This is a genomic window from Bacillus sp. FSL K6-1005, assembly GCF_038000225.1.
Lineage (GTDB): Bacteria > Bacillota > Bacilli > Bacillales > Bacillaceae > Bacillus > Bacillus mojavensis.
The window spans coordinates 2,858,689-2,874,449 of record NZ_JBBOBP010000001.1 but is presented as its reverse complement, the minus strand read 5'-3'; the positions used below and the strand labels follow the sequence as shown (position 1 = coordinate 2,874,449).

The following is a 15,761-nucleotide window of genomic DNA, read 5'->3' as shown; positions in this document are numbered from 1 at the left end:
GTCGTTCTGGAGATATAGATGGATAAAGGGGTTGAGAGGCTGTTAATAAAGTGGATAAATTCAGAATATTTTGTGGATAATGTGTATAAACCGCTTTCTTCGTTTGCTTATAAGGATATTTTCTGTGGATAAAAAGCACCTCTAAAAAAGAGGTGCTTGACTTTATTAATCTTCTTCTGTGGATAGTTCTTCCCATTCTGATAATAGGTTTTCCAATTCTTGATTAAGTTTCTCGTTGTCAGCGTGGATGGCTTGTACCTTTTCGTGGTCCTGATATACTTCCGGATCACAAAGTAATTCATCATTGTGACTGATGTTTTCTTCTATGGTTTGAACTGTCGTTTCAATTTCTTCTATGCGTCTGAGTCGTTGTCGTTCTTTCTTTTTCCATTCTTTTTCTTCCTCATAAGAACGTTTAGAGTCGGATTTCATTGCAGCCGTGGCTTTTTCAGTTTCCTCTTGCTGCTTCATTTTCTCCAATTCCAGCTGCTGTGTTTTTTTCTCTGTATAATAATCGTAATCTCCGAGATATTCTTCAATATGGTTTGGAGAAAGCTCATATACCCTTGTTGCGATTCTGTTAATAAAATATCTGTCATGTGAGACAAATAACAATGTGCCCGGATAATCGATCAAGGCGTTTTCGAGAACTTCTTTGCTGTCTAAATCAAGATGGTTTGTCGGCTCATCAAGAATGAGAAAGTTAGCTTTTTGCAGCATCAGCTTGGCCAGGGCCACTCTTGCTTTTTCGCCCCCGCTTAGGGAATGGACGGGTTTAAGCACATCATCCCCGGAGAATAAGAAATTTCCGAGGCACGTTCTGATTTCTTTCTCTTGAAGCTCCGGATACTCGTCCCACAGCTCATCAATGACGCGTTTAGAGGAGGTCAGCTCAGCTTGTTCTTGGTCATAGTAACCGATACTGACATTTGAGCCGTACGCTATTGTTCCCTGATCTGGCTTCAGTGTGTTTATTAATGTTTTCAGCAAGGTTGATTTTCCGATTCCGTTGGGACCTACAAGAGCGGCGCTTTCTCCTCTTGTCAGCCTAAACGAAACATCTGTCAGAAGCGGTGGCTGGTTTTCATAGCTGATGGTCAGATCCTGAACCCGCAGGACCTCGTTCCCGCTCTGTTTTGTAATATCAAAATGAAAATTTGCTGATTTTTCGTCGCCGAGCGGTTTTGACATGACGTCCATCCGTTCAAGCTGTTTCCGCCGGCTTTGTGCTCTTTTTGTCGTTGAGGCTCTCGCCAGATTTCGGTCTACAAAGTCCTGCAGCTTAGCGATTTCATCCTGCTGTTTTTCATACAGCTTAAGATCCTTTTCATATTGGGCAGCTTTCTGATCGAGATAAGCGCTGTAGTTGCCGTGATACTTTTTGCTTTCTGATCTAGATACCTCGTACACCTGATTCACCACTTTATCCAAAAAGTAGCGGTCGTGAGAAACAATCAGAATGGCGCCTGAATAGCCTTGCAAATAATGTTCAAGCCAGGTCAGCGTATTAATGTCCAGATGGTTGGTCGGCTCATCTAGAATGAGAAGGTCAGGCTGTGTTAACAAAAGCTTACCCAAGGCCAGTCTTGTTTTCTGACCACCGCTCAGGCTTTGCACCTGCGTTGAATCGTCAAAATGACTGAAGCCGAGACCGTGCAGCACAGATCTGACATCTGCTTCATATTGATAGCCGCCTTTATCTTTAAATTCCTGCTGAAGGCGGTCGTAGGTTTTCATGATGCTTTCCAGTTCACCTGGGTCAGCTGCCGCCATTTTTTCTTCTATGGTACGCATTTCTTTTTCCATTGCTTTTAAGTGATCAAAAACAGTCAGCAGCTCTTCTTTTATGGTAAGCTTAGAATCCAAGCCGGTATGCTGGGCTAAGTAGCCCATTGTGATATCTTTCGGCTTGATAACTTCACCCTTTTCATATGAAAGGTGACCTGCGATAATTTTAAGGAGTGTAGATTTCCCCGCGCCGTTTCTTCCGACAATTGCGACGCGATCACGGTTTCTGACTTCCAGCTTTATATTGTTTAAAATAGTATCAGCACCAAATGACTTGGAAAGCTGATTAATTTGTAAGATCATCATATTATTTCACCTCTGCTATAATAAGTTAAGTGTAGCTTATGAACCAGAACTCAGCAAACAATACATTGGCCGGATAAGACATAGAGAAGAAAATAGTGTATGATCTGTTTAAGGAGAGTTTTTACTATGAATGGATTTTCTCATTTTAATGAACAGGGCAGAGCCCAGATGGTGGATATCAGCGAAAAATCTTCGACTGTCCGTACTGCGGCGGCTGTATCAAGCGTACACATGAAGAGTGAAGTGTACGAGAAAATAAAAAGCCATGATATCGGCAAAGGAGATGTACTTGCTGTCGCTCAGGTGGCGGGCATTATGGCTGCGAAGCAAACATCAAATATCATTCCGATGTGCCATCCGCTATCCTTGAGCGGGGTCGATATTTCGTTTGACTGGAAAATAAAAGAAACAGAAGTTATACTTCATATAAAAGCACAGGTCAAAACGAAAGGGAGTACAGGTGTGGAAATGGAAGCGCTAACTTCTGCATCGGTGTGTGCCCTTACTGTTTACGATATGTGCAAGGCGCTTGATAAGGGGATGGTCATCGGCCCTACCTGCTTGCTGGAAAAGACAGGCGGGAAAAACGGTGACTTTAAAAGAGAACTATCCGAGTATAATTTGGAGGACCAAAAATGAATAAGGATCAATCAAAAATTCCGCAGGCGACGGCAAAACGGCTGCCGCTTTATTATCGCTTTTTAAAGAATCTGCATGCGTCAGGAAAACAGCGTGTATCATCTGCTGAACTCAGTGATGCCGTAAAGGTTGATTCTGCCACGATTCGCAGGGATTTTTCCTATTTTGGAGCTCTTGGCAAAAAAGGATACGGATATAATGTTGATTATTTGCTGTCATTTTTCCGAAAAACACTTGATCAGGATGAAATGACAGACGTTATCTTGATTGGTGTCGGGAACTTAGGAACAGCATTTCTTCACTATAATTTCACAAAAAATAATAACACGAAAATTTCTATGGCTTTTGATATAAATGAGAGTAAAATAGGAACTGAGGTAGGCGGTGTGCCCGTCTTTAACCTCGATGATCTTGAAAAACATGTAAAAGGCGAATCAGTTGCCATTCTGACAGTGCCCGCAGTTGCGGCCCAATCGATTACCGACAGATTGGTTGCGTTAGGGATTAAGGGTATTCTTAATTTTACGCCGGCCCGTTTGAATGTGCCGGAACACATTCGAATTCATCATATAGATTTAGCTGTAGAGCTTCAGTCACTGGTTTATTTCTTGAAGCATTATTCTGTTTTAGAGGAAATCGAGTAACCGGAAAGGAGGAGCCCAAATATGCCGATCGGTCCTGGAAGCCTTGCTGTTATCGCAATCGTTGCTCTGATTATCTTTGGTCCCAAAAAGCTGCCTGAGTTGGGAAAAGCGGCTGGAGACACACTTCGTGAATTCAAAAACGCTACTAAAGGATTAGCGAGTGATGATGAGGAAAAAAAGAAAGAGAATCAGTAAGTTAGGATGACACAAATGAAAGTGAATCAAATGTCGCTGCTGGAGCATATTGCGGAGCTTCGAAAACGATTGCTGGTTGTGGCGCTGGCGTTTGTCGTTTTCTTTATCGCGGGATTTTTTTTAGCGAAGCCGATTATAGTGTATCTGCAAGAAACGGATGAAGCGAAGGAGCTCACGCTCAATGCGTTTAATCTGACAGACCCGCTTTATGTGTTTATGCAGTTTGCGTTTATCATCGGGATTGTCCTGACTTCGCCGGTTATTCTTTACCAGCTTTGGGCTTTTGTGAGCCCGGGTCTCTATGAAAGGGAACGCAAAGTAACGCTCAGCTACATTCCGATCTCTATTTTGCTTTTTTTAGCGGGTTTATCTTTTTCCTATTATATTTTATTTCCTTTTGTTGTCGATTTTATGAAACGGATCTCTCAGGATTTGAATGTCACTCAGGTAATTGGAATTAATGAATATTTTCATTTTCTTCTGCAGCTGACGATTCCGTTTGGACTGTTGTTTCAAATGCCGGTCATCCTTATGTTTTTGACAAGGCTTGGAATTGTGACACCGATGTTTTTAGCGAAAATCAGAAAGTATGCGTACTTTACGCTGCTTGTGATTGCTGCTCTGATTACACCACCTGAGCTATTGTCTCATATGATGGTGACTGTTCCGCTCTTGATTTTGTATGAAATCAGTATTTTAATATCGAAGGCTGCCTATCGGAAAGCGCAGAAAAGCAGTGCTGCCGATCAGGACGTTTCTTCTTAACCATCATAAAAAATCCATTTCTCATAGAAGAGAAATGGATTTTCTTTATTTCTGGTTTTTCTTTGTTTTAAATGAAAAGGCGAACATCTTAAAAGAAATGCTGATGTTGTATGCAGCGAACACCATCAGCAGGATGGAGTAAAATGACCACATGCTGCCTGGTGAGCTTGCGGCGAGATAAGTAAAGATGCACCCTACGGCAAAGTAGATCATTCCCCACACTATCGGGTTTCTCATGAAAGTAATCCTCCAATAATCAATTGCATTTGTGTGCTTTGCTGTTCAAGGTATTTCTGAACAGGCTCAAGCTGCATAATGACGACGAATGTATTCATCATTACATGGGCGAAAATCGGCACCCAAATCCGTTTGGTTCTCGCATATAGAAATGCAAAGGTAAAGCCCATTGCCGTATACAGCAGAAGGTGCGTTAAATCGGCATGAACAATTCCGAAAATAATGGAGCTGATCAGTCCGGCAATAAAGAAATTGGTTTTTTCGTACAGCGCGCCGAAAATGATTTTTCTGAAGATGATTTCTTCTAATATGGGCCCGATGATAGAAGAAACGATAATCATAAGCGGGACTGCCTGAATCACATCCAGGATGGCTTTTGTATTTTCTGATTCTCTTCCGATGCCAAATACATAATATTCAATAGAACCGGCTATTCCTTGAGAGAAAAGGGCTATGAAAAAACCGGCTATCGCCCAAAGGATCGATAGTCCGACAGAGTCTTTCTTTTCGTTTCGCAACGTAGTCTTAGGCACAGTTCTGAGAATGAGCAATACAACAATCAGACAGGCCATAAAACTGATGACGGACCATAATCCCTGCGCGTGCAGCAGATTTTCTTTTGTGGGCTGTCCTCCCGCATAACCGAATTTAAATAACAAGGGAATCCCGATTACTGCTGAAAACTGCATGATGATATATGTCAAAATAATAAACCAATACTGTTTTCTCAAATGGTATGTACTCCTTTGTTAAGTGGGTTTCTTTTGTCTACAGCTATTGTAACATAATTGAACGGGGGTGAAAAAACCAAGGGATATCAGAGCTGAAAAGAATGATGTAAGCGTGAAAAATTTTTTATCTTATCACTTGAAATTGGAAGTCAGATTCTTTATTATAAGAGTTGTGTTAGCACTCTTTAGTGCTGAGTGCTAAAATTACATATTCATACTATTGAGGAGGTTATTACATTGTTAAAGCCATTAGGTGATCGCGTTGTCATTGAACTCGTAGAATCTGAAGAAAAAACTGCCAGCGGAATTGTGTTACCGGATTCTGCAAAAGAAAAGCCGCAAGAAGGCAAAATCGTGGCAGCTGGTTCAGGTCGCGTGTTAGAAAGCGGAGAGCGCGTTGCTTTAGAAGTAAAAGAGGGCGACCGCATTATCTTCTCAAAATACGCAGGTACTGAAGTGAAATACGAAGGTACTGAATACTTAATCTTACGTGAAAGCGACATTTTAGCTGTTATCGGCTAATTCTTAAATAAACAACTACTTAAAAATTCGAGGAGGTTTCGTACACATGGCAAAAGATATTAAGTTTAGTGAAGAAGCTCGCCGCGCAATGCTTCGCGGTGTTGATGCACTTGCTGATGCTGTAAAAGTAACTTTAGGACCAAAAGGACGCAACGTGGTTCTAGAGAAAAAATTCGGTTCTCCGTTAATCACAAATGACGGTGTAACAATCGCTAAAGAAATCGAACTTGAAGACGCGTTTGAAAACATGGGTGCTAAGCTTGTAGCTGAAGTAGCCAGCAAAACAAACGACGTTGCCGGTGACGGTACAACAACTGCGACAGTTCTTGCGCAAGCAATGATCCGCGAAGGCCTTAAAAACGTAACAGCAGGCGCTAACCCTGTAGGCGTGCGTAAAGGTATGGAACAAGCTGTAAACGTTGCGATCGAGAACCTGAAAGAAATTTCTAAGCCAATCGAAGGCAAAGAATCTATCGCTCAGGTTGCTGCGATCTCTGCTGCTGATGAGGAAGTCGGAAGCCTTATCGCTGAAGCAATGGAGCGCGTAGGCAACGACGGCGTTATCACAATCGAAGAGTCTAAAGGCTTCACAACTGAGCTTGAAGTTGTTGAAGGTATGCAATTCGACCGCGGATATGCGTCTCCTTACATGGTAACTGATTCTGATAAGATGGAAGCGGTTCTTGACAATCCTTACATCTTAATCACAGACAAAAAAATCACAAACATTCAAGAAATCCTTCCTGTGCTTGAGCAGGTTGTTCAGCAAGGCAAACCATTGCTTCTAATCGCTGAGGATGTTGAAGGTGAAGCTCTTGCAACACTTGTTGTGAACAAACTTCGCGGTACTTTCAACGCAGTGGCTGTTAAAGCTCCTGGATTCGGTGACCGCCGTAAAGCAATGCTTGAAGACATCGCTGTCCTTACTGGCGGAGAAGTCATCACAGAAGATCTTGGCCTTGACCTGAAATCTACTGAAATCGGACAATTGGGACGCGCTTCTAAAGTTGTGGTTACAAAAGAAAACACAACAATCGTTGAAGGCGCTGGCGAAACAGATAAAATTTCTGCACGCGTCACTCAAATCCGCGCACAAGTGGAAGAAACAACTTCTGAGTTCGACAGAGAAAAATTACAAGAGCGTCTTGCTAAACTTGCTGGCGGCGTAGCTGTCATCAAAGTCGGCGCTGCGACTGAAACTGAGCTGAAAGAGCGTAAACTTCGCATCGAAGACGCCCTGAACTCAACTCGCGCAGCTGTTGAAGAAGGCATCGTATCCGGCGGTGGTACAGCGCTTGTCAACGTATATAACAAAGTGGCTGCCGTTGAAGCTGAAGGTGATGCGCAAACAGGTATCAACATCGTGCTTCGCGCGCTTGAAGAGCCAATTCGTCAAATCGCGCACAATGCAGGTCTTGAAGGATCTGTCATCGTTGAGCGCCTCAAAAACGAAGAAATCGGCGTAGGCTTCAACGCTGCAACTGGCGAATGGGTAAACATGATCGAAAAAGGTATCGTTGACCCAACGAAAGTAACACGCTCTGCACTGCAAAACGCAGCTTCTGTAGCAGCAATGCTCTTAACAACTGAAGCTGTTGTCGCTGACAAACCGGAAGAAAATGCCGGCGGCGCAGGAATGCCTGACATGGGCGGCATGGGCGGTATGGGTGGAATGATGTAACACCGACAAAAAACCCTTGATTTACAAGGGTTTGTCGGTAACGGACGTCATTTTTGATGCCCTTTTGATGCAATTTTTAGATTTTCGAGGCTTCTCATGAGTTCACCGAACTTGTGAGAGGCTTCTTTTTTCTGTTTTTTGTGGTTTGATTTTTTCAGCACTGTTTTATATCGATTTTCAATAGTTTTGATATCGGTAGATAACACCGGTATGGACTATTCAATCGATCAAAATACAAAATTCTATCATACAATCCGTGCTTTATTTGCATCTTGACTTTATTTTGGTTTACTTTGTGCTTTTTAAGGACTCGCAGGACGGACCTCGTCTTCGACTGCTGAAAACCAGAAGTGAGTTGAATTCCTTCTTCTCGAAAAATAACACGAGGCATTTCTTGGGATGTAGCCAGAAACCAACCTTTGGACCCTTTCTCTCTATTGCAGACAGGAGACAATATTGGTATACTCTCATATGACAAAAAAAGACCCAGTTATCTAGATAAATAGTGCCACCAACACTCTTAAACGGTTTCCCCGGGAAAGCACTGTCAAAGAGAAATCCTATTAAAATGTCTATTTTTGCTGCTTTTTTTGCTACTAAAAGACGATGTTTTCCTTGCAATAAGGAACTCGTCTTTTTTGTTAAGTATAAAGAGAAACTGTCGATGGAGATAGATCCTTTCACCAACATCTTGATAAAATCCGTTCCGACTCTATGGAGATAAACAATCCAATTATTAACTCTAATATTCGTTTTTTGATTATCAAGGAGGACTTAATCGTGCATTTCTCAGAAATGATAGATCGCTTGGCATTATATGATTTACACAGAAAAAGAAGCAAAGATAAACATTTTTCTGTTGCTTTTACAGCCAATATAAATGATAGAGAAGAATTTTACAGTGCTAATATAGCTGATGTTTCAATTGATTTGAATGAATCAGGAAAAAATTATAAGATTGGAACCTTTAGCTATGAATCTTTAATTCAATCTGGGAATCCTGTTAATGATACTTTAAAAGGGGAGGTTTTTTTAAATGAAAATGATATAGATCAACCCAATGTTATCTTTGCACATGGCTGGCGCATGGATTCGTACAATAGAATCAAAAACATATTTCATAAACGTATAATGAACGATTTAGGCTGGAACATGTATTATTATTCTCTTCCATACCATTTTGAAAGAGAACCGGAAAATTCATTGTATAGTGGCGAATTGATGATTAGTGCAAATATTGATCGTACAATTGAATCGTCAAGACAGGCCGTTGTAGATTTACGAGCCTTAATTCACTGGATAAAAGCAAATAAAAAAGGGCCTGTTATCATAATGGGAGTAAGCTTAGGGGGATGGGTTACGAATCTAATTGCTACCCTAGAATCCCAAATTGATGTAGTGGTATCAATCTTTTATGCCAATCGCCTTTCTTATTCAATATGGAACACGATCCCAGGTAAATTCATAAGAGAAGAATTAGAACAAAATGGTGTGACCTATGAAGATTTAATAAAATATTGGAATATCACAGATCCTAGTCAAGCCTTGCCGAAAGTTAATAAAGATAACATTCTGCTGATTTCTGCTAAACATGATCAGTATATTGACTTAAAAGATGCAGATTCTTTATGGGAAAGTTGGGGGAAACCGAAAAGATATGTCTATAATTGTGGTCATTCCGGCATTGTTCTTTGCCGCAAAAAGCTGGCAAATGATACGCTTTCCTTTATACGAGAAAGAATACATACGGGAAAATCTCGTTCAGTACATTTGTAGACATTAATAAGAAACGAAAGGCCAACTGCGACTTCAGTTGGCCTTTTCTATTTATAATAAAGAAACTGAGTGAGATTCCTGACAGAACTACGTACTAGTCGTTTTCTTTGATCACCATTGCCAATTGTTCTACCTCTCCCCGAATCCCAATCGCAGGCTCCCACGAATCAATCAAACGAAGCGCCTTCTGATTAGCTTCCATCGCTTTCGTTTTCTCTCCTTTACGGTACAACAGCTGCGCCATTCCGTAGTGATAGTAGATCAGTTCAACCTGATTGGCGTTATGTTTGTCATAGAGCATCTGCTCAAAAGCTTCTTCCGCTTTCTCAAACTGACCATACTTCACGTAAGCCACACCTAAATTAAAATAGGCTTCTATCGTTTTTTCGCCTCCATACGTGGAGCTGATTTGATTTGCCGCTTCGTATAATTGAATGGCTTCTTCATTATGACCTTTCACAAAGCTCAGATCTCCGCGAACCAATAGAACTCTGTGCTGAATCGCAGGGGAAATCGGTTTATCTTTGATTTCGGTTAAAATCGCTTCCGCTTTTTCATGACTTCCGCCTTTTAAAAACAGCCTCGATTGCAGTGCGAGTCCCCATACCTTTAGATCGTGAACGTCTTGCTCTTCAGTGTCTGATTGTTCCAGCGTTTTCAGGCCGGCTTCAATTTGCTGAAGGGCCCCGTCTAAATTATTGACTTCCATCAGTGCCCAGCCTGCTGTGTCGATTCTGAAGAAGGCTTCTCGTGTGTTTTGGCCTAATTGATGGGCGGCATCGGCGGCTTTACGGCCGTATTCGATTCGTAAGGGCAGGTTGATTCTGCTTAGAAAATGGCTGATGCGGGTGATGAGTTCGATTAGAATTTCTTTTTGATCGGTTTCGCTTGACCATTTGATCACCTTTAGGATGTTTGGCCATTCTTTTTTGATTTGGTCTAAATCACGTCCCAGGAGATAGCTCCAATAGATAGAGTTGGGCTGTTCCCGCTTTAAATGGGTTTCCGCATAATGAATATAATAGTGCGCCCAGCGGCTGCGGGCTTCTGTTTCATATTGCTGATTTTCGGATAAGTGCTGTTCTCCGTAGGCGACAACGGTTTGGTGGGCTAAGTACTGTGTACTTCCTTTGCTTCGTTCGGGCTGAATCAGAGCAAAAGACCGCATTTGTTCAACTGCGTAATGAAAACGGCGAGCGTCTAATCCGGCCGCTGCCGCCAGGCTTTTTTCATCTGGCGGCTTGCTGAAAAAGCATAGCACCTGCCATAGCTTCCATGTATCTTCATTGCATCTGTGCCATGTGCGCCCAAATAGAAAATCAAACAGATCTAATAGTGAGTAGCCTGCTTTTCCGAGCTCATGAATCAGCTGCTGAGCGGGCATGTCATCGTCTGACATATAGGCGATGCTGAGTGCCATGGCTTTCGGGTTTCCGGCTGTTGCTGAAATGAACCCGCTCTTCAGTTCTGGGGATAGTTCCAGCAGCTGCGCTAGCTTTTCTCGTTTAGTTGGATCGTTGCACATTTGCAGGCAGCGGTTCACTTCTTGATGAAAATATTCCAGGGCATCTGTTTGTTCAAGTCCGCTCAGCTGGATGGTTACCATTTCACCGAAGCCTTCCCGATAGGTTTGCTTCAAGTTTTCACGTGCTGTGAGGAGGACTTTCACACCTTGAGGCAGGCTGGTGATAAATTCGTGAATGTCTCTTTCGGCAGTGTCTATGCTGTCCACGATCAGCAGGACCGGTTTTTCTCTAGTATAATTGGCAAGAGCATTGCGGACGACAAATCGTTTTTCGTTTATGGATTTATCGATTTGTTCCGTTCGACCGAGCAGATAGGCAATCGTATTTAAAAAATCACTAAAGCTTAATCCCTTCCAATCAGCACTGAGCCAGATGATGTTGTTGAATGCCGGCCAATCTGAGGAATCGCCGATACAGGAATAGGCTGCCTCAAGAGCAGTAGTCGTTTTCCCCATGCCTGCCCATCCGGTAATTAAACAGACGGGTGATGGGGAAAGCATCCATTGCCGTATCGCCTCGATGTCAAATCTTCGTCCTATAAAGTGACCCGACCAGCGTGACGGTAAGTTGTGTGTCAAAGGGATCTGTTCTGTAAGCGCATTCGTTTTATGGTCGAGAACATCAGGAAATAAACGCTTGACTGTTTTTTCAATATCTTGATCAAGCGGTGCTCCGAATGAATTGTCCTGCCGTACTATTTTCGCTTTTTTAAGACATGAGGCCGCCCATACAGGCAGTGCAGGTTTGATTACCGGTATAGTGGTGGTCTCAAGCAGGTCGGTAAACCACTGTATATTCATATCGGTTTTTTCAAGAATGATCCAGATCATTCCGAACAGTTTTCCGTCTTCAATTCTTCCGGGAACATAGTTCACACCCATCTGTCCGATCCAGCTTTTAATCGTGTTTGGGGAAACTCCCAGCTGGTGTGAAATGTTGTCTAAATAAGACTGTCCTGTTTTTTCGTTCTTATTTCTTCTGACTTTATAATCTGGATGAAGTTTTAATGACTTTACGCCAGGTGCCAGCAATTCTGCAAATTGTTTTCGATCTTCCAGTTCAGCCATAAAACCTGCACCTCCTATTAGTACTATTTTATCAATCCTGCTTGTTTTGTATATGAAAAATCAAAAAGTACAGTGCGGCTGTCCTTTTATACAGCATGAAAAGCTGTTGAACATGTTGAAAAGCAGATAAAATGAGGGCAGTAACAGAAAATGCAAAAATGTATGCACTTACATTTCTTGATGAAGCGGCTTAAATGCCGTTAATAGTGTTCATAAAGAAAGGAATTTGCCGTAATGACTCACACAGTACCTAAAACCATGAAAGCAGCTATTATGCACAACACAAGAGAGATCAAAATTGAAACATTGCCTGTACCTGACATCAGCCAGGATGAAGTGTTGATAAAAGTGATGGCTGTCGGGATTTGCGGATCTGATTTGCATTACTATACAAACGGCAGAATAGGCAATTATGTAGTGGAGAAGCCATTTATCCTCGGACATGAGTGCGCGGGAGAAATCGCGGCTGTCGGCTCGTCTGTTGATCAATTTAAAGTAGGTGACCGCGTCGCTGTTGAGCCGGGTGTTACGTGCGGACGCTGTGAAGCGTGCAAGGAAGGGCGTTATAACCTTTGTCCGGATGTACAGTTTTTGGCCACACCACCGGTAGACGGCGCGTTTGTACAATATATCAAAATCAGACAGGACTTTGTTTTCTCTATTCCAGATTCACTTTCTTATGAGGATGCTGCCTTGATTGAACCGTTTTCTGTCGGTATCCATGCAGCGGCGAGAACGAAGCTTCAGCCCGGATCAACGATTGCGATTATGGGGATGGGCCCTGTTGGATTAATGGCTGTTGCGGCAGCTAAAGCGTTTGGGGCAAGCACAATTATCGTGACCGACTTAGAGCCGCTGCGGTTAGAAGCTGCGAAAAAAATGGGAGCGACTCATATTATTAATATCCGTGAACAGGCCGCGCTTGAAGAGATTAAAACGATCACGAATGATAGAGGCGTTGATGTTGCTTGGGAAACAGCGGGGAATCCAGCAGCATTGCAATCCGCACTGGCTTCTGTGCGCCGGGGCGGGAAACTGGCGATTGTTGGTTTGCCTTCTCAGAACGAGATCCCGCTTAATGTGCCGTTTATTGCGGACAATGAGATTGATATTTACGGGATCTTCCGTTATGCCAATACGTATCCGAAGGGAATCGAATTTCTCGCTTCAGGCATTGTCGACACGAAGCATCTTGTAACGGACCAATATTCGCTGGAACAGACGCAAGAGGCGATGGAGCGGGCGCTTCAATTTAAGAATGAATGTTTAAAAGTGATGGTTTATCCGAATAGCTGAGTGAACAGGGAGAATCTCGTATTCTCCCTCTTATTTACTGGATTTTTACTCAATAATGAAAACGGATTCTTGGGGTGGGAAAGATGATCGAAACAGAAAAAGCAACGGTAATGAAGGCGAAACATCAAACAAAATCCAGTGCCGGTTTGTCCTGGCTTGAACGAATCGGATACGGCTTTGGTGATATGTCGTATAATATTGTGTTTCAATTTGTAAACGCATACCTGCTGTTTTATTATACGGACATCGGCGGCATACAGCCTGCGGTCATCGCCACATTATTTCTTGTTGTGCGGGTGCTGGATGCTATTTTTGACCCGATTATGGGGGTTATCTTAGATAAAACAAACACAAGGTGGGGAAAGGCAAGGCCTTATCTGCTGTGGGTTGCATTTCCTTTCGCATTATTTACTGTCCTGTGTTTCACCACGCCTCACTTTGGAGCAACGGGAAACATCGTCTATGCGTATATTACCTATATTCTGCTCGGCATGTCCTTTAGTATGCAAACGATTCCGGTGAACAGCTTAACGGGAAGGATGACGAATTCTGTAAAAGAAAGAACGGTATTAACAACGACTCGTATGATCTTGGTTTATGTCGGAATCCTTCTATCCATCTCCTGCGCAACACCGCTTGCAGCAGCTTTGGGAGGAGAGAACCAGGCATTTGGGTTTCAAATGACAGCTCTCGTCTATGCCATTGTTAGCATCGCTTTGAACCTCTTTAGTTTCTTTACTGTGCGTGAGCGGATTGCGCCTAAGAAAACAAAGAAACAGGGAATGAAAAAGACGTTATCTGTTTTGTTTCAAAACAAACCTTTGCTGATTCTAACGTCATCATTTTTAGCATTTGCAATCGGGTTTAATATTAAAATCAGTACAATGGTGTACTACTTTACGTATAACGTGAATCATAAGGAACTGGTGTTCTTTGGAACCGTTTTATTTTTTGGCGCAGCCCTCATCAGTAACTTGTTTATTCCATACTTTTCTGAGAAGTGGGGCAGGAAAAATGTGATGATCATATCGGCCGCTTTGTCACTGATTTCGTATGCAGGTCTGCATTTTACGGCGTATTCTTCGGTGACGCTCATTTTCATCTGGCTATTTGCTTCAGGGTTCTTTACAACCCCTTTAAATACGCTTGCATGGGGAATGGTTGCCGATTGTGTTGATTATGCGGAATGGAAGACAGGGGTTCGTGCCGACGGAGTGGTGATTTCCAGTATGAGTTTTATCAATAAGTTAGGTGTTGCACTGGCCGGTTCGTTTTCTGCGATCTATTTAGGAATCGCAGGATATGTGGCGAATACTGATCAAACCGTAACGTCACTGAATGCGATTAAACATATGAATGCTTTAATACCGGGACTATTTATTTTACTCTCTATCATCATCATAGCCTTTTATCCTTTAACTGAAAAAAGATATAAACAGATCATCACCGAGCTGAGAAGAACTCCAGGTAAGTGAATATATTTAATATTTCCAATATTCGATGTAAAAGGTTGTATTTATGACTGAAAGTAATATACTGAGACTGTAATCTAGAATATGTAAAAAGAGTGTGATAACATGCGAAGTCAGTCTGTTGTTTGTATTGGGGAATTATTGATCGATTTCTTTTGTACCGATGTTGATGTTGATTTAATGGAAGGGCGCCATTTCTTAAAAAGTGCCGGGGGCGCCCCGGCAAATGTGTCAGCCGCTATTGCCAAGCTGGGAGGGAACGCTGCTTTCGCAGGAAAAGTAGGGAAGGATCCCTTTGGGTATTTTCTGAAGCAAACGTTAGATGCTGTTCATGTTGATTCCTCTATGCTGGTGATGGATGAGAAAGCCCCTACAACGCTTGCTTTTGTTTCATTAAAGAATAACGGAGAGCGTGATTTTGTTTTCAATAGGGGCGCGGATGCCCTGTTTACGATCGAAGATGTCGATCAGGATAAAATGAATCAAGCAAAAATCCTTCATTTTGGCTCAGCGACGGCATTATTATCTGATCCATTTTGTACAGCCTATTTACGGCTTATGTCCATTGCGAAGGATAACGGGCAATTTCTTTCATTTGATCCTAATTATCGAGGGGATTTATGGAAGGGAAGAGTCTCTGAGTTTGTTAGTGCTGCAAAAAGAGCCATTGCTTTAAGTGATTTTGTTAAGGTGAGTGACGAGGAGCTGGAGATCATCACCGGTGCGAAGGATCATGAAGAGGGTGTCAATATCCTCCATGGCATCGGAGCCAAGATGGTTGCTGTGACTCTTGGGAAAAACGGAACAATGCTGTCTAATGGCAAGAAACATGAAATCATTCCGAGTATTCCTGTCACTTCGATTGATTCTACAGGAGCGGGAGACGCTTTTGTCGGTGCAGCCTTATTCAAATTAGCTGGTACAGATAAGATTCAATCGGTAGAAACTGAGTTTGAGAAGCTGCGTGATATCGTATCTTTTGCCAATAAGGTGGGAGCGCTTGTCTGCACCAAAATTGGAGCGATAGATGCACTGCCCAGCATGAAAGAAATTGAATTTTCTCAATAAACATCGAGGATGTTTCTTGAAAGTCTTTGGACTTTTGGGGAGGCATCC

Annotated in this window: 14 protein-coding genes and 1 pseudogene; 11 read left to right on the top strand and 4 right to left on the bottom strand. The window is 42.5% G+C overall.

Annotated elements, in window-relative coordinates; translation table 11 throughout:
• Nucleotides 1-165: 165 nt before the first annotated feature.
• Nucleotides 166-2,094, bottom strand: coding sequence for an ABC-F family ATP-binding cassette domain-containing protein (locus NST16_RS14880; RefSeq protein WP_268451000.1), 1,929 nt, complete (start codon nucleotides 2,092-2,094; stop codon nucleotides 166-168).
• A gap of 126 nt (nucleotides 2,095-2,220) precedes the next feature.
• Here NST16_RS14880 and moaC point away from each other — a divergent pair, with 126 nt between their 5' ends.
• From moaC to tatC, 4 genes are read left to right on the top strand one after another with little or no spacing between them, the layout of a single operon-like run.
• The gene (gene moaC, locus NST16_RS14875; protein ID WP_010333208.1) at nucleotides 2,221-2,733 is read left to right on the top strand and encodes a cyclic pyranopterin monophosphate synthase MoaC; all 513 of its coding nucleotides are present in this window, start codon (nucleotides 2,221-2,223) and stop codon (nucleotides 2,731-2,733) included.
• The gene (locus tag NST16_RS14870; RefSeq protein ID WP_010333209.1) at nucleotides 2,730-3,377 is read left to right on the top strand and encodes a redox-sensing transcriptional repressor Rex; all 648 of its coding nucleotides are present in this window, start codon (nucleotides 2,730-2,732) and stop codon (nucleotides 3,375-3,377) included. Before moaC ends, NST16_RS14870 begins: the two co-directional genes overlap by 4 nt.
• Before the next feature lie 21 nt (nucleotides 3,378-3,398).
• Complete coding sequence (gene tatAY, locus NST16_RS14865) at nucleotides 3,399-3,572, top strand: sec-independent protein translocase protein TatAY (RefSeq protein WP_010333210.1); 174 nt, start codon at nucleotides 3,399-3,401, stop codon at nucleotides 3,570-3,572.
• A 6-nt stretch (nucleotides 3,573-3,578) separates the two neighbouring features.
• On the top strand, nucleotides 3,579-4,337 hold the full coding sequence (gene tatC, locus NST16_RS14860) for a twin-arginine translocase subunit TatC (protein ID WP_254518079.1): 759 nt from the start codon (nucleotides 3,579-3,581) through the stop codon (nucleotides 4,335-4,337).
• Between the two features lie 45 nt (nucleotides 4,338-4,382).
• On the opposite strand, the gene NST16_RS14855 is transcribed toward tatC, so the two are convergent.
• Complete coding sequence (locus NST16_RS14855) at nucleotides 4,383-4,574, bottom strand: YdiK family protein (RefSeq protein ID WP_010333212.1); 192 nt, start codon at nucleotides 4,572-4,574, stop codon at nucleotides 4,383-4,385.
• Entirely contained in the window at nucleotides 4,571-5,305 is a 735-nt protein-coding gene (locus NST16_RS14850) for a CPBP family intramembrane glutamic endopeptidase (protein WP_268446499.1), read from the bottom strand. The genes NST16_RS14855 and NST16_RS14850 overlap by 4 nt, the downstream gene beginning before the upstream one ends.
• Nucleotides 5,306-5,542: 237 nt before the next feature.
• Between NST16_RS14850 and groES the strand changes: the two genes are divergently transcribed.
• The 4 genes and pseudogenes from groES (at nucleotide 5,543) to NST16_RS14830 (ending at nucleotide 9,284) form a co-directional block, all read left to right on the top strand.
• Nucleotides 5,543-5,827: a co-chaperone GroES gene (groES, locus tag NST16_RS14845; protein WP_003155970.1), complete on the top strand. Its 285-nt coding sequence runs from the start codon at nucleotides 5,543-5,545 to the stop codon at nucleotides 5,825-5,827.
• A gap of 46 nt (nucleotides 5,828-5,873) precedes the next feature.
• Complete coding sequence (groL, locus tag NST16_RS14840; protein WP_010333214.1) at nucleotides 5,874-7,508, top strand: chaperonin GroEL; 1,635 nt, start codon at nucleotides 5,874-5,876, stop codon at nucleotides 7,506-7,508.
• Nucleotides 7,509-8,165: 657 nt separating this feature from the next.
• Nucleotides 8,166-8,450, top strand: a pseudogene (locus NST16_RS14835) (abhydrolase domain-containing 18); the annotation flags it as partial.
• A 144-nt stretch (nucleotides 8,451-8,594) separates the two neighbouring features.
• Nucleotides 8,595-9,284: an alpha/beta hydrolase family protein gene (locus tag NST16_RS14830; RefSeq protein ID WP_340888378.1), complete on the top strand. Its 690-nt coding sequence runs from the start codon at nucleotides 8,595-8,597 to the stop codon at nucleotides 9,282-9,284.
• Between the two features lie 94 nt (nucleotides 9,285-9,378).
• Here the strand turns inward: NST16_RS14830 and NST16_RS14825 are convergent, their stop codons facing one another.
• Nucleotides 9,379-11,877 carry a tetratricopeptide repeat protein gene (locus NST16_RS14825; protein WP_340887323.1) on the bottom strand — a complete coding sequence of 833 codons (2,499 nt, stop codon included), beginning with the start codon at nucleotides 11,875-11,877 and terminating at the stop codon, nucleotides 9,379-9,381.
• 234 nt (nucleotides 11,878-12,111) lie between these two features.
• Here NST16_RS14825 and gutB point away from each other — a divergent pair, with 234 nt between their 5' ends.
• From gutB to NST16_RS14810, 3 genes are all read left to right on the top strand, one after another.
• Complete coding sequence (gutB, locus tag NST16_RS14820) at nucleotides 12,112-13,173, top strand: sorbitol dehydrogenase (RefSeq protein WP_340887321.1); 1,062 nt, start codon at nucleotides 12,112-12,114, stop codon at nucleotides 13,171-13,173.
• Nucleotides 13,174-13,256: 83 nt separating this feature from the next.
• Entirely contained in the window at nucleotides 13,257-14,648 is a 1,392-nt protein-coding gene (locus NST16_RS14815) for a glycoside-pentoside-hexuronide (GPH):cation symporter (RefSeq protein ID WP_326204359.1), read from the top strand.
• 102 nt (nucleotides 14,649-14,750) lie between these two features.
• Nucleotides 14,751-15,713 carry a carbohydrate kinase family protein gene (locus NST16_RS14810; RefSeq protein ID WP_340887320.1) on the top strand — a complete coding sequence of 321 codons (963 nt, stop codon included), beginning with the start codon at nucleotides 14,751-14,753 and terminating at the stop codon, nucleotides 15,711-15,713.
• The last annotated feature ends 48 nt before the right edge of the window (nucleotides 15,714-15,761 follow it).

Excerpts from the sequence above, each read along its gene's own strand:
- NST16_RS14880 (WP_268451000.1), bottom strand. The coding sequence starts at position 2,094 with ATGATGATCTTACAAATTAATCAGCTTTCCAAGTCATTTGGTGCTGAT.
- moaC (WP_010333208.1), top strand. The coding sequence starts at position 2,221 with ATGAATGGATTTTCTCATTTTAATGAACAGGGCAGAGCCCAGATGGTG.
- NST16_RS14870 (WP_010333209.1), top strand. The coding sequence starts at position 2,730 with ATGAATAAGGATCAATCAAAAATTCCGCAGGCGACGGCAAAACGGCTG.
- tatAY (WP_010333210.1), top strand. The coding sequence starts at position 3,399 with ATGCCGATCGGTCCTGGAAGCCTTGCTGTTATCGCAATCGTTGCTCTG.
- tatC (WP_254518079.1), top strand. The coding sequence starts at position 3,579 with ATGACACAAATGAAAGTGAATCAAATGTCGCTGCTGGAGCATATTGCG.
- NST16_RS14855 (WP_010333212.1), bottom strand. The coding sequence starts at position 4,574 with ATGAGAAACCCGATAGTGTGGGGAATGATCTACTTTGCCGTAGGGTGC.
- groL (WP_010333214.1), top strand. The coding sequence starts at position 5,874 with ATGGCAAAAGATATTAAGTTTAGTGAAGAAGCTCGCCGCGCAATGCTT.
- NST16_RS14830 (WP_340888378.1), top strand. The coding sequence starts at position 8,595 with ATGGATTCGTACAATAGAATCAAAAACATATTTCATAAACGTATAATG.
- NST16_RS14825 (WP_340887323.1), bottom strand. The coding sequence starts at position 11,877 with ATGGCTGAACTGGAAGATCGAAAACAATTTGCAGAATTGCTGGCACCT.
- gutB (WP_340887321.1), top strand. The coding sequence starts at position 12,112 with ATGACTCACACAGTACCTAAAACCATGAAAGCAGCTATTATGCACAAC.
- NST16_RS14815 (WP_326204359.1), top strand. The coding sequence starts at position 13,257 with ATGATCGAAACAGAAAAAGCAACGGTAATGAAGGCGAAACATCAAACA.
- NST16_RS14810 (WP_340887320.1), top strand. The coding sequence starts at position 14,751 with ATGCGAAGTCAGTCTGTTGTTTGTATTGGGGAATTATTGATCGATTTC.